Annotated in this window: 11 protein-coding genes; 6 read left to right on the top strand and 5 right to left on the bottom strand. The window is 66.9% G+C overall.

Translation table 11 applies throughout. The features are described 5' to 3' along the window. The first annotated feature begins 59 nt into the window (after window positions 1–59). From ureG to LOC59_RS05850, 4 genes are read left to right on the top strand one after another with little or no spacing between them, the layout of a single operon-like run. Window positions 60–695, top strand: a complete 636-nt coding sequence (gene ureG, locus LOC59_RS05865) for an urease accessory protein UreG (RefSeq protein WP_227897099.1) — start codon at window positions 60–62, stop codon at window positions 693–695. Then, window positions 692–1,750, top strand: a complete 1,059-nt coding sequence (locus LOC59_RS05860; RefSeq protein ID WP_227917223.1) for an urease accessory protein UreD — start codon at window positions 692–694, stop codon at window positions 1,748–1,750. The genes ureG and LOC59_RS05860 overlap by 4 nt, the downstream gene beginning before the upstream one ends. 13 nt (window positions 1,751–1,763) lie before the next feature. Beyond that, window positions 1,764–2,918 (top strand): HoxN/HupN/NixA family nickel/cobalt transporter, encoded by a 1,155-nt coding sequence (locus LOC59_RS05855; RefSeq protein ID WP_229970995.1) that lies wholly within the window; start codon window positions 1,764–1,766, stop codon window positions 2,916–2,918. Beyond that, a complete protein-coding gene (locus LOC59_RS05850; protein WP_229970993.1) occupies window positions 2,915–3,844 on the top strand; it encodes an urea transporter in 930 nt (309 codons plus the stop codon). The genes LOC59_RS05855 and LOC59_RS05850 overlap by 4 nt, the downstream gene beginning before the upstream one ends. A 1-nt stretch (window position 3,845) precedes the next feature. On the opposite strand, the gene crcB is transcribed toward LOC59_RS05850, so the two are convergent. The 5 genes from crcB to LOC59_RS16660 form a co-directional block, all read right to left on the bottom strand. Next, window positions 3,846–4,223: a fluoride efflux transporter CrcB gene (gene crcB, locus LOC59_RS05845; RefSeq protein ID WP_227897103.1), complete on the bottom strand. Its 378-nt coding sequence runs from the start codon at window positions 4,221–4,223 to the stop codon at window positions 3,846–3,848. Further along, window positions 4,220–4,681, bottom strand: coding sequence for a fluoride efflux transporter FluC (locus LOC59_RS05840; RefSeq protein WP_227917216.1), 462 nt, complete (start codon window positions 4,679–4,681; stop codon window positions 4,220–4,222). Before LOC59_RS05840 ends, crcB begins: the two co-directional genes overlap by 4 nt. Then, window positions 4,678–5,199: a universal stress protein gene (locus LOC59_RS05835; protein WP_227897105.1), complete on the bottom strand. Its 522-nt coding sequence runs from the start codon at window positions 5,197–5,199 to the stop codon at window positions 4,678–4,680. Before LOC59_RS05835 ends, LOC59_RS05840 begins: the two co-directional genes overlap by 4 nt. Window positions 5,200–5,342: 143 nt before the next feature. Next, window positions 5,343–8,873 (bottom strand): S41 family peptidase, encoded by a 3,531-nt coding sequence (locus tag LOC59_RS05830; protein ID WP_229970991.1) that lies wholly within the window; start codon window positions 8,871–8,873, stop codon window positions 5,343–5,345. Between the two features lie 9 nt (window positions 8,874–8,882). After that, window positions 8,883–10,616, bottom strand: coding sequence for a serine/threonine-protein kinase (locus tag LOC59_RS16660; RefSeq protein WP_269440052.1), 1,734 nt, complete (start codon window positions 10,614–10,616; stop codon window positions 8,883–8,885). 104 nt (window positions 10,617–10,720) lie between these two features. Between LOC59_RS16660 and lipB the strand changes: the two genes are divergently transcribed. Beyond that, a complete protein-coding gene (gene lipB, locus LOC59_RS05820; protein ID WP_227897190.1) occupies window positions 10,721–11,443 on the top strand; it encodes a lipoyl(octanoyl) transferase LipB in 723 nt (240 codons plus the stop codon). Then, complete coding sequence (lipA, locus tag LOC59_RS05815; protein WP_229970987.1) at window positions 11,440–12,444, top strand: lipoyl synthase; 1,005 nt, start codon at window positions 11,440–11,442, stop codon at window positions 12,442–12,444. Before lipB ends, lipA begins: the two co-directional genes overlap by 4 nt. The last annotated feature ends 32 nt before the right edge of the window (window positions 12,445–12,476 follow it).

The following is a 12,476-nucleotide window of genomic DNA, read 5'->3' as shown; positions in this document are numbered from 1 at the left end:
CGCACCGGGCGGATGCGCGGACACCCAGAGATGGAACGTACTTTGGAAATGAGGAAGATATGAGCGAGAACGTGTTGAGGATCGGAATCGGCGGACCCGTGGGCAGCGGCAAGACTGCGCTGACGGAGGCCCTCGTTCCCCGGCTCATCGCGGCCGGACGGACCCCCGGCGTCATCACAAACGACATCTATACGCAGGAGGACGCCCACCACGTCCGCCGGGAACTGGACGGCATACTCGATCCCGAGCGGGTGATCGGGGTGGAGACCGGTTCCTGCCCGCACACAGCAGTACGTGATGACCCGACCATGAACCTGGCTGCCGGTGCGGAGATGCTGGACCGGTTTCCCGAAATCGATACCCTCATCTACGAGTCGGGCGGAGACAACCTGACCCTCACGTTTTCACCGGCCCTGGCGGACGTGTTCGTGTTTGTGCTGGACACTGCGGAGGGTGAGAAGATGCCCCGCAAGCGGGGGCCGGGAATCACCGACAGTGACATCCTGGTGATCAATAAAATCGATATTGCACAGTACGTGCGCACCAACCTCGACGTGATGGAGAGCGATGCCCACCGGGTGCGTGATGGCAGGCCGGTAGTGCTGACGAACTCCCTCACAGGGCATGGGGTGGACGAACTCCACCAGCAAATCATGACGCAGTGGAACGGCGCCAAGACTGAGCTCATCGGATGACGGTCAACGCTGCGGATCCGCGAAGCGCTTCACCGTCACCGCTGACTTCCGTTCCCCCGCTACCAGAACCCCGGACCGGAGGGCGGTCGCCGAGCACCGGCGGTTACCGGCTTGAACCGGCGTACTACGAACCGCTCCGGGTTCCAGAGGAAGTACTGCAGCATACCGGCGCTCCAACCGGCCTGCCCGTCGGCAGTCCCGGAAAAGTGGGCATCCTGCAGCTTGGCTTCGACCGCAACCGAGGCCGCACCGAGCTGGTGCAGCATTACCAGAAGTCACCGCTGCAGATCATGAGGCCGCTGTACTTCAACCTGCTGCGCCCCGACCTGCCCTACACCTACCTCATGTCATCCGGCGGAGGCATCCTGCAGGGCGACCGGCAGCGCACCGACATGCGCTTCGGTCCGGGAACATCCGCGCACGTGACCACCCAGGCGCATACCCGCGTGTACCGCATGGACCACGGCTATGCCACTGCCGTCATGAACATCGAGGCCGGCGAGGGTTCCTACGTGGAGTATCTGCCCGACCCCGTTGTGCCCTTTGCCGATTCGCGCTTCTACCAGCAGACGTCGGTAGTGCTCGACGAGTCCGCGACTCTGCTGCTGGGTGAGACCGTGTACGCCGGCCGGCTCGCCCGCGGTGAGCGTCATGCCTACGACGTGTACGCCTCCGATCTCGAGGTGCGGCGGCCGGACGGCAGGCTGGTGGCCCTGGACCGGGTACGGCTCTGCCCCAAGGACGATACCGGGGTTGGGGAAGCGGGAGGCGTGAACGGGCTTGGCGTACTCGCCGGCCACGATGTGCTGGCGATGCTCTACGTCTTCACTCCCCTGGTTCCGGCTGCCCAGCTGGCCGAGACCGTGAACCTGGCGGTCAGCGAAAGCGGCGGCGACCTGATTTTCGGGGTCAGTACGCTGCCCGGTGACGCCGGCGTCTGGATGCGGCTGGTGGGCAACGACACCGTGGCTGTGGCGGCAGCGAACACGGCCGCGGCCGCTGCCGTACATGAGCTGCTGACCGGGAAACGGGCACCCGTGATCCGGAAAACCTAGGAAGGTTCTGACCTTGCGCAAACACTCGAACGCGCTGGCGGAAGCAGCGCCGCCGCAGCGCTCCTACCGGGCGCAGGTGACGCTCGCGTTCATTCCGGTCATCGCACTGCACATCGCGGGCTTCGGACTCTTCTTCTTCCTGGTGGAGCCGCTGCACCTGCAGCTGGGTTCCTCCGTCTTCGGGGTGGGCATCGCCGTGGTGGCATATGTGCTGGGCGTACGGCATGCGTTCGACGCCGACCACATCGCGGCCATCGACAACACCACCCGCAAGCTGGTGGACCTGCGCCGCCCGGCCGCCGGCGTCGGCCTGTTCTTCTCCCTGGGGCACTCCACCATCGTCTTCCTGATGGCTGCGCTGCTGGCGCTCGGCGTGAGCTGGGCAGTGGGACTGAGCGATGACGGCAACGGCGTACGCAGCGGCCTCGGGGTGTTTGGAACTGTTGTCTCCGGCGTCTTCCTGCTGGTGATCGGGCTCATCAACGCCGTCGCGTTCATGGGGATCCTCAAGGTCTGGCGGGCATCGCGCAACGGGGACCTCGATGAGCTCGAACTGGAGCGCCATCTGCAGGGACGCGGCATCATCAGCCGTGTCCTGCGGCCGCTCATGCGCACCATCGACCGGCCGGGAAAGATGTACTTTGTCGGGTTCCTGTTCGGGCTGGGCTTCGACACCGCCAGCGAGATTGCGCTGCTGGTGCTGGCCGGAACGGGAGCGGCAACGGGGCTGCCGTGGTATGCCATTCTCTGCCTGCCGCTCATTTTCGCCGCCGGCATGAGCCTGTTCGACACGCTGGACTCCGCGGTCATGGTGCGTGCCTACGGCTGGGCGAGCGTCAACGCGGTACGCAAGGTCTATTACAACCTCACCATCACCGGACTCTCGGTGATGATTGCTGTCATGATCGGCGGGATCGAGCTGGTCGGGCTGCTGAATGAGAAACTCGGGCTGCGCGACCCGCTCACCGGATGGGTAGCCGGCCTTGACCTGGAGAACCTGGGCTACATCATCGTGGGCACGCTCATTCTGGTCTGGCTCATCTCCACCGCCTACTGGAAGTTCGGCAGGGTGGAGGAGCGCTGGGCCGTGCCCAACGGACGGGGCAGCCCCGGTGCAGCAGCGGCGGACAGGCCCCGGGAGAACGAGCACGGGGAGGAGAGAACATGAGCAGCGCCGGTGCAGCAGCGTCACGTCCCGCCATCTCAGGCTCCGGCTGGGTGAGCGGCTGGGGCCAGGGACTGTCGCAGATCTTCTTCCAGAGCAACATCTACACGGCGCTCCTGATCCTGGCCGCCTTCGCCGTAGCCGACTGGCGCATGGCCCTGCTGGTACTGACCGGCTGTGCGGGAAACACGGTGGGAGGGCGTCTGCTCGGGGCAGAGGCCTCCTCGGTGACGTCGGGCCTGCAGGGCTTCTGCGGCGCACTCGCCGGTGCTGCAACCTTCTCTGCTGTCGGAGGTCAGTGGCAGGCATATCCGATCGCGCTTGTCGGCGGTTTGCTCTGCGCCCCCGTGACGTGGCTGGTGGTCACCCTGTTCACGAAGACACCGCTGAAAATCTATGCGCTGCCTTCCACGACGGCACCGTTCTGCATCGTGGCAACCGGGATACTGCTCAGCACCCAGGCCCTGCACGTGAGCGCGGCGCCGTCGTCCACCATTGATTCGGAGCCCCTGGCCTTTGCGCGCTCACTGCTGACGAATGTGTCCGAGGTTGTGCTGGTCAACAACGTCTGGTCCGGGGCCCTGATCCTGCTCGGACTGTTCGTTGCCAGCTGGAAAGTGGGCCTGGCCGGGCTGCTCGGCAGCGTGGTGGGCAGCCTGTGCGCACTGGCGCTCGGTGAGTCCCTCACGGAAACCGCGAACGGCCTGGCAGGCTACTCGGGCGTGCTCACCGCCATTGCACTGGCCGTGGTCTTCCTGCGCAGCAGCACACTGTCCTGGATACTCGCCGTCGTGGGAACGGCCGTCACAGCCGTGGTGACCCTGCTGATGCACGAGCTCTCCGGACCCACCTACACCTGGCCGTATATCCTCACCACGTGGGTGTTCCTGGTGATCGCCCACTACATTCCCGCTGCCAAACGGCCCTAGGCTACAGGGAAGCGCCGATCCAGAGGCCGAGCACCGCAGCGGCTACGGAGAACACCAGCATCACGACACCGCTGATGAACGATGCACCGTAGCGCCCCTGTTTGATCAGCTGCACGGTCTCATAGCTGGCCGTGCTGAAGGTGGTGTAGCCGCCCAGGAATCCGGTGCCGATCACAATGCTGAGGTCCGTCGGTACAACACGCTCCATGGTGAGCCCGGTGAGCAGGCCCAGGACAAGGGAGCCGGAGACGTTGATGATCGTCGTCGCCCACTGGAACGTCGTCTTAAGGCGGGAGCGGATGAGTCCGTCCACCAGGAACCGGACCGCCGCGCCCACCCCGCCGGCCAATGCGAGCAGAAGGAATACCCAGAAAGTCATGAGCCGGCCCTCCGTCCGGTCTGGCGTTGCCGTCCGGACGCCCGGGCGTTAACCGCGCTGGCAGCGGCGATACCGGCCCAGGTGGCGACGGCGCCCACGATCACCGTGCCGAGCGCGTAGATCACTGCTGCCCAGGGCAGGGCGTCGCGGAACAGCACGGCCGTGTCGGTAGCCAGCGAACTGTACGTGGTGAAACCGCCGCAGAATCCGGTGCCAAGCAGCAGCTTGAGGTTTTTGCCGGTAGGCCGTGAGCTGTCCAGACGGGTGACTGCCTCGTAGAGATAGCCGAGCAGGAAGGCGCCGATCACGTTGATAATCGGGATTGCGACCGGCACCTCGCCGAGATTCGGGATGACCAGGGAGAGGCCCTCGCGGCTGGCCGCACCGGCCGCACCGCCGAGGGCAACAAGCGCGATGGGCGCCCAGCGCAGGTGCGGCGGGCGGAGGCCGGGGCTCATTCCCCCGTCCGATCCTGCGCGGTGTCGGCACCGAGGGCACGGGCGGGGATCACGAGGACCGGGCGCAGCTGGCGGCGGGCAAGGTTCACGGCAACGGACCGGTTGAACAACTCCTGGATGCTGCCGCCCAGGGAGCGTTCGTGGGTGCCCACAACGATCATGGCGGCGTCGACGGTGTCGGCGAGGTGGCCGAGGGCCGCAGCGATGTCTCCGGGGATGGCCAGCGTGCGCCAGGAAACGTCCGAATCAGCGAGAATCCCGGCAAGGTCGGAGGCCAGCCGGGAGTCGAAGCCGACCTCGCGCTCGTCGGCGAAATCGGGATCTATCGGGGAGCTGTCCATGGAGCCGTCTGGAGATTCGCCGGTGCCGAAGCGGCCAGGGTTCACGTGCGCGCAAATCAGCTCGGTTCCAAACCGTTCGGCGAAGCGGGCAGCCTGCAAAACCACATGCGGCGGCTGGCCTGGAGAAACGCCGACGACGACCGGGTGCTTCTGGGGGGAATCCGGGGAAGTGCCCATCGTCTGAGATTACTCCTGCGTCGCTCCTCTATCTACGCTGCCCCACCGGCCTAAAGCTCGGTGAGCAGGATTCCTGCCGCCGCCCACGGGCCGCAGTGAAGGAACCCTCCCGGCAGGAGAATTCCTTCACTGCGGCCGGTTTCCTACTTTGCCGACTGGTCCGCTGACCCGGGAGCGTGCGCACCGGCCTGGGGCCTCGGCGGCAGCGGTGCGGGCCGGAGCGTGGGATAGCCTTCCCGGGCCGGCGGCTGGTCTGTGGGCAGTTCGGAGAGCATCTCCTTCAGGATCGCCACCCCGTGCTCCAGCTGCGGGTCCTCACCTGCCGCATACGCATGCGGCGGGTACGGGACCTCAATGTCGGGTTCGACGCCGCGGTTCTCTACCCCGAAGCCGACTCCCCCGGTGAACCAGAAGGCATAGCGCGGCTGGGTGACCGATGTACCGTCCGCCAGCTGGAACCGGCCGTCGATGCCCACGACGCCGCCCCACGTCCGGGTGCCGATAACGGGCCCAATCCCACGCAGCTTGGCTACCTGGGTGACGATGTCGCCGTCGGATCCGGCGAACTCATCCGAGAGGATGACCACCGGGCCCCGCGGGGACTGCGCCGGGTAGGTCCCGGCCTGTTCCCCGCGCGGCAGGCTCCAGGCGGTGACCTTACGGCCGATCAGTTCCGCTACCAGCTGCGAAGTGTGCCCGCCGCGGTTATGCCGGACGTCGATGATCAGGGCATCTTTAGCCGCTTCGCTGTCCAGGTCCCGGTGCAGCTGGGCCCAGCCGCTCGCGACCATGTCCGGTATGTGCAGGTAGCCGAAGCTTCCTTCGGAGGCGCTGCGGACAGCCCGCCGGTTGCCGTTCACCCAGTTCTGGTAGCGCAGCCTCTCTTCGCTGCGCAGCGGGACGACGGCGATTCGGCGGTGCTGCGGTGCCGGGTCCTCACCGCCGCGGACGATGGTCAGTTCAACGGCACGGCCGCCCGCGCCCACAAGCAGCGCCGCGGGACCCTTGTCCGCCGGTACCGGAAGTCCGTCCACGGCAGCGATCACGTCTCCGGGCCGAACGTCAGCTCCCGGAGCGCTCAGCGGGGAGATGGCCTGCGGGTCAGAGGACTCCGCGTCCAGGATCCGGGTGACTTCCCATCCTCCAGCTCCCGGCCGCAGGTCCGCGCCCAGGAAGCCCTGAGCTCCGGCACCGGCTTCGGTCACGGCCGGAGGCGTCACGTAGGCATGCGACGTGCCCAGTTCACCGTGCAGTTCCCACAGCAGGTCCACGAGGTCGTCATGCGAGCCAAGGTTCGCCACCAGCGGACGGTAGCGCCCGTGCACGGCTTCCCAGTCCAGCCCGCCCATGTCCGGGGCCCAGAAGAAGTCCCGCTGCAGCCGCCATGCTTCGTCAAAGGCCTGGCCCCACACTTTGACCGGTTCCAGCAGCACGCGGATCCGGGACAGGTCCACAGTGGTGTTCTCGGCAGAGTCCTCTTCCGTCCGGGACGCAGCGGGCACGGCCCGCAGCCGGTGCTCATGACGCAGCACCACAGTGCTGCAGTCGCCGCTGAGCTCATAATCGTCGAGCGCAGGGACCAGGACTGACACGTCCTTTTTGCCCAGGTCGAAGCGTTCAAGCCGCTTGCCCGGGTTACGGTCCGCGGAGGTGGCCCGCCCGTCGCCGGTGACGCCGTAGACGTCCTCGGCGAGCCACAGCAGGGCACCGTCGGCAGCACGGAGTTTGGAGTAGCGCCCCTGCGGGACGGGTACCGCGATGATGCGCTCGGCGAGCCGGTCAAGGTCAACGGCCGTATCAGCTGCCTGTCCCGGGCCGTGGTGGGGATCATCCGATTCCACCGGTGCCGCGGGTTCGGCCGGCTCCACCACGTGGGCGGCCGGACCGAACGGAGACGGCGTGGCCGCGGCAAGCGCCACCATGAAGGGCTTGGTGGACGTCGGGAATCCCAGGTCGAAACCGTGGGTGTCGTAGACCGGGTCGAAGCTGCGCTCCGAGAGGAAGGCGAGGAACCGGCCGTCCCTGGTGAAGGAGGGGCTGTGGTCGTGGAACCTGCCGTCCGTCACGTCCTGGATCTGCTCTGTGGTTCCAGCTGTCTTGCGGAGCCGGATCCTGGTGCGTGCACCTTCGCCGGCTACGGGCTCCGCCCATGCCAGCCAGCGGGAATCAGGGCTGAAAGCGAGGTCGTCCACCGCCCCGTGGCCGTTGTCCGCCACCAGGGAAAGCTCGGCCTCCTCAACATCAAGGAGGTAAACCTGCCCGAATTCCGTTGCCACTGCCACAAGCCGCCCGTCCGGACTGGGAAGCAGCTCAGAGGTCCGCGTGGGAGCGGGAAAGGCAATTCTGGTGAGCCCGGATTCCGCAGCGGTGTCCTGGGAGGCCAGCACTGCTTCCGAGGCGCCTGTACCCGAAGCCGCTGAAGGATCCTGCGGCTGCGTCCCCGCGTCGCTGCCCCCTGGAGCATGAACCGGCAGAGCCGCGCCCGACGCCGAAACCGGTTTGGGCAGCTCAGGCTGCTCCTGCACCGCGGCCGGTGCTGCCGGAGCTGACGAAGAAACCTCCCGCTTTTCGGTTCCCGCAGGGAGGGAGCCGAAGACGTCCTTGATGAACAGTGCTTCCTCGTTTCCCGGGTCCGCAACGAAGACGGCCCGCCCGCCGCTCAGCGGCCGGCCCAGGCGTGCACGGACGCCGGCGGTAGCTTCGATCACCCGTGACGGGCCGTCCTTGTGCGTGAGCCAGTGCAGCGTGCCGTGGCTTTCCACCACGCTGGACTTCCCGGTGGCGTCCGGGGCGGCAGCGCTGAGGTGGCGTGCCACGTTGAGCGGACGGGGACGCCGTCCGGTGCCCGCGGATCCCAGGGTGATGTCGAGGCGGACAGGCTCAGCCTCGAGGTCTGCCAGGAGCCACAGTGCCCCTGCCGATTCGAAGACGATCCGGGCGCCGTCGCTGGAAGGATGCCTGACGTAGAAGTCCTCGAAATCGGTGTGCCGGCGCAGGTCCGTGCCCGAGGGCGTGACGGAATAGATATTTCCGTGGCCCTCGTGGTCCGAGAAGAACGCGATCCTGCCCTGTATCCACATCGGGTAGGCAAGGTTTCCGTCAAGCTCGGGCACCAGGCGGGTAAACTCCCCGTTGCCGTCCGCATCGATCCAGAGTTTGCCCGCCGTGCCGCCCCGGTAGCGCTTCCAGCGGGCCGGTTCACGGCTGAGGACGGAGCCGAGGACCATGGGACGCTCGTCCCCCAGTGCCGGGCCCTCAGCGAGAGTGTCCAGCGGCCCGTAGGGCAGGCGCACCGGAGCTGAACCGTCCAGCGGCACCTCATAGGCCCAGCGGAGACGGAAATCTTCAAACTCGTGGGGGGTCGTCGCAATGATCCTCCCGGCCGAGCTGAAGCCGCGGACCCGCGTGTGGGGATTGCCCCAAAAAGTGAGCTGGCGGAAGTCGCCACCCTCCGTGTCGGCAGTGACTACTTCCGGGGCCCCTCCCTGGACAACGGTCCAGGCGATCCGGGACCCGTCAGGTGAGAACCTGGGGTTGCGGGCGGGCATCTGCAGCGAGGAAACACGCCAGGCCCGGCCACCGTCCAGCGGGGCAACCCAGACATCATCCTCGGCCACGAACGTGACCCGGTCGCCGTGAAGGTCGGGATAGCGGAGGTAGGGAGTTGAGCTCATAGAACGATCCTATCTTTGCGCTCCCCCGCCCCCGGTTTCCCCGCCAGGCAGAACGGCAGCGATCCGCCATCCGCTGTCCGTCCGCACCAGGTCCAGCACCACATCCCGGCCGGAGGCGGCACCAGGCGGGCCAGCCGGGGACCCGTCGGCCCGGACGCGCTGGAAACCCGAGCTCTCCATGGAAACAGCAACCAGCTCCCGTTCGGTCCCGGAGCCCCCTTCCCCCGCGGAGACGGCCCGCAGGACGTCCAGGCGGAGCCCGGAAAGACGTTCACCCTTCTCCTTCAGCCGCCCTACCTCGGCCGAATCCGCCTCCTCCGCCGGGGAACCGGCCAGGTTTACCCAGCCGAGCAGCGCCGGATCGCCGCGTTCAAAGGACCGGGCACGCAGCGTGGACAGGACATGCACTGCCGCCAGGGGGTCCTGGCCCTGCAGCACGGAAAGCTCATAGTCAGAAGGAACGTCCTGATCTGCCTGTCCCGGGTCGCTGGAGGCACCCGCAGAGGGGATGTGATCAGCCTCCTCTTCGGGCACGTTGGTGCCGGAGGGTGCCTCTCCGGCCGCCCCGGCAGCCGGAACATCCGTTGCCGCCGGCAGCAGGAGTTCCTTCGAGGGACCGAGCAATTCCGGCGCCAGCACCGCTACGGCTCCGCAGACAGCCGTCACCGCCACGATTCCTGTTGCTGCGCCGAGCCACAGCTTCCTGAATCGCTGCCCGGCTGCCCGGCGCACCCTTACGGACCCGGGGTGCCCGGTTTCCTGTGGCCAGGCTTTCTGCAAGCCGAACCGCGGGCGGCGCCTTCGCCGGCGCCCGGGGTGGGCGGCGTCCCGGGCAGCACGCCGGGTCTGCGTGTCCGGCTGGATGCCGGGAGGGACAGTTGCCGGCAACTGCAGCGGTTCAGCGTCAACAGCCCGGAAGACTCCGACCGAGAATTCCTCCGCAGTTGGCCGCCTTCCGGCATCCTCGTCCAGGGCTGCTTCCAAGAGGCTGCAGAGACGCGGGTTTCCTCCGCCCAGCGCGACAATCAGCGGCGGACGCAGACCCGGCTTGAGCGGCCGCCCGGTCAGCATCAACCAGCCCAGCGCTCCTAGCGAGTAAACGTCGGCCTCCGGCCCTGGTGCGGAGGAGCCGGCACCTGTGGGCAACTCCGGCGCAGAACCCGCGCTTCCCATCGGGACATCCTGCTGCCCGGGAAACATCCGGCCGGTGCCAAAGTCCGCCACCAGCGGCTTGCCGTTGGCCGTGAACAGTATGTTCCCCGGCGTGACAGCACCATGAACGGCACCATCGGCGTGCAGGCAGGCCAGGGCACGTGCCGCTGCCGTCAGCACGGTGACCACTTCACCCTCTGAAAGTGTTCCCCGGAGCGCCAGCAGCCCGGCCAGGCTGCCCCCGGCAGCGTATTCCAGCAAGAGGCCCGGCCCTTCCTCCGTGTTCAGCAGCCCATGGATGCCAAGGAGGTTCTCGTGCTGCAGCCGGGTGAGGATGGTGACCTCGCGCCTGCGTTCAAACTCTTCCGCAGGGTCCTGCCGCCGGTGCGGAACCTTGAGGGCGAAGCAGGCGCCGTCGGCCAACCGCTGCGCAAGCCAGACGGTGCTGTGGCAGCCTTCCCCGAGCAGCCGCCCGATGCGCCATCCGGAACCGGGCACGACCGGACGGCGCACGGTCTGCTCCCCCTGTCCGCCGCCGTCCGGCGCCGACCCGGCCAGCCCCGGGCTGTGCGGGTCCTCCGTAGCGTTCATGGGGACAGTTCTAGCGGGTCCGCGACGCTGCTGCAGGAGTTATCCACAGACAGGGGGTAACGTGATGTGATTCACACCGGCGGGTCTGGAGAACAGCCACTAGGCTGTCCCCTATGGATCTGCACTTTGTGCGCGCAGGGCTCGCTCCGGACTTCCTTGACTACGACGACGGGTGGGCACTCCAGCGCACTGCCCACAGCGAGGTTCGGGCAGGCAGCAGGGCAAACACCGTCTTCCTGCTGGAGCATCTTCCCGTCTATACAGCCGGCCGCCGCACCGAACCGCATGAGCGGCCTTTTGACGGTACTCCGGTGATCAACGTGGACCGGGGCGGCAAACTCACCTGGCACGGCCCCGGGCAGCTGGTCGGCTACCCGGTACTCCGCCTTCCCGATCCGGTCCTCATCGTCGACTATGTCTCCGCCCTCGAAGAAGCAATCATCGGCGTACTCTCCGACCACGGACTGGCCGGAGCACGGATCGAGGGACGCTCCGGTGTCTGGATCCGCGGTACCGGCGGGAGCCGGGACCGGAAAATCGCCGCGATCGGAATCCGGGTAGACCACGGTGTCACCATGCACGGATTCTCCCTGAACTGCAGCAACGACCTGGCGCCCTACAGCCAGATCATTGCGTGCGGCATCACCGACGCCGGGACCACCTCGATCAGCGCTGAGACCGGCAGGACCGTGACACCTGCCGACGTCGTCGGGCCGGTGGAAGCGCGGCTGCGGCAGAGCCTTGGCACATTGCATGCCTCAGCTGCCCACTCGGATCCGGAACGCCGGGCAGAGTCCGGCACTTACAACGAAGGAGTCCTGAAGTGACACTTGCCCCCGAAGGCCGCCGCCTCCTGCGGATCGAGCAGCGCAATGTGGCCGTTCCGGTGGAACGCAAGCCGGACTGGATCAGAGCCAAGGTCAACATCGGACCCGAGTACGTGCAGCTGAAGGGGCAGGTGAAGAAGGAGGGTCTGCACACCGTCTGCGAGGAAGCCGGGTGCCCCAACATCTTCGAGTGCTGGGAAGACAAGGAAGCGACGTTCCTCATTGGCGGTTCCGAATGCACCCGGCGCTGCGACTTCTGCCAGATCGATACGGGCAAGCCCTCCGCGCTGGACAGGATGGAACCACTGAAGGTGGCACGCTCAGTGCAGTCCATGGGACTGCGCTACGCCACGGTTACCGGTGTGGCCCGGGATGACCTGGAGGATGAAGGAACCTGGCTGTACGCAGAGACAATCCGCCAAATCCATGCGGTTAACCCCGGCACCGGCGTCGAAATCCTGATCCCTGATTTCTCCGGCAAACCCGAGTACATCCAGGCGATCTGCGACGCGGCGCCGGAAGTGTTCGCACACAACGTCGAGACGGTGCCCCGGCTGTTCAAACGGATCCGGCCCGCCTTCCGGTATGAGCGTTCCCTCGACGTAATTTCCCAGGGGCAGGCTCTGGGCATGGTCACCAAGTCCAACCTGATCCTGGGCATGGGCGAAACGCGGGCGGAGGTAACGGATGCCATGCGGGACCTGCGCGATGCCGGGTGCGACCTGCTCACCATTACGCAGTACCTGCGTCCCAGCGATCGCCATCTCCCGGTGGACCGCTGGGTCAAGCCGGAAGAGTTCGTCGAACTCAGCACCGAGGCGGAGGAACTGGGGTTCCTGGGCGTCATGAGCGGACCCCTGGTGCGGTCCTCCTACCGGGCCGGCAGGCTGTGGGCGGGAGCGATGCGGAAGAAGGGACGCGAAGTTCCGGCAAACCTTGCACACATCGGGGATTCCGGGACAGCCGCACAGGAAGCATCAGCGGTCCTGGCGCGCCGTTAGCTAAGCGTTTTCCACGGTGCGGGACCCGCTGC

Source organism: Arthrobacter sp. zg-Y916, from assembly GCF_020907385.1.
GTDB lineage: Bacteria > Actinomycetota > Actinomycetes > Actinomycetales > Micrococcaceae > Arthrobacter_B > Arthrobacter_B caoxuetaonis.
Note: the sequence above shows the minus strand (reverse complement) of the source record. Positions and strands in the feature narration are given on the sequence as shown.

Coding starts and splice junctions, on each gene's coding strand:
- LOC59_RS05860 (WP_227917223.1), top strand. CDS start 692: ATGACGGTCAACGCTGCGGATCCGCGAAGCGCTTCACCGTCACCGCTG.
- LOC59_RS05835 (WP_227897105.1), bottom strand. CDS start 5,199: ATGGGCACTTCCCCGGATTCCCCCCAGAAGCACCCGGTCGTCGTCGGC.
- LOC59_RS16660 (WP_269440052.1), bottom strand. CDS start 10,616: ATGAACGCTACGGAGGACCCGCACAGCCCGGGGCTGGCCGGGTCGGCG.
- LOC59_RS05850 (WP_229970993.1), top strand. CDS start 2,915: ATGAGCAGCGCCGGTGCAGCAGCGTCACGTCCCGCCATCTCAGGCTCC.
- LOC59_RS05830 (WP_229970991.1), bottom strand. CDS start 8,873: ATGAGCTCAACTCCCTACCTCCGCTATCCCGACCTTCACGGCGACCGG.
- ureG (WP_227897099.1), top strand. CDS start 60: ATGAGCGAGAACGTGTTGAGGATCGGAATCGGCGGACCCGTGGGCAGC.
- crcB (WP_227897103.1), bottom strand. CDS start 4,223: ATGACTTTCTGGGTATTCCTTCTGCTCGCATTGGCCGGCGGGGTGGGC.
- LOC59_RS05840 (WP_227917216.1), bottom strand. CDS start 4,681: ATGAGCCCCGGCCTCCGCCCGCCGCACCTGCGCTGGGCGCCCATCGCG.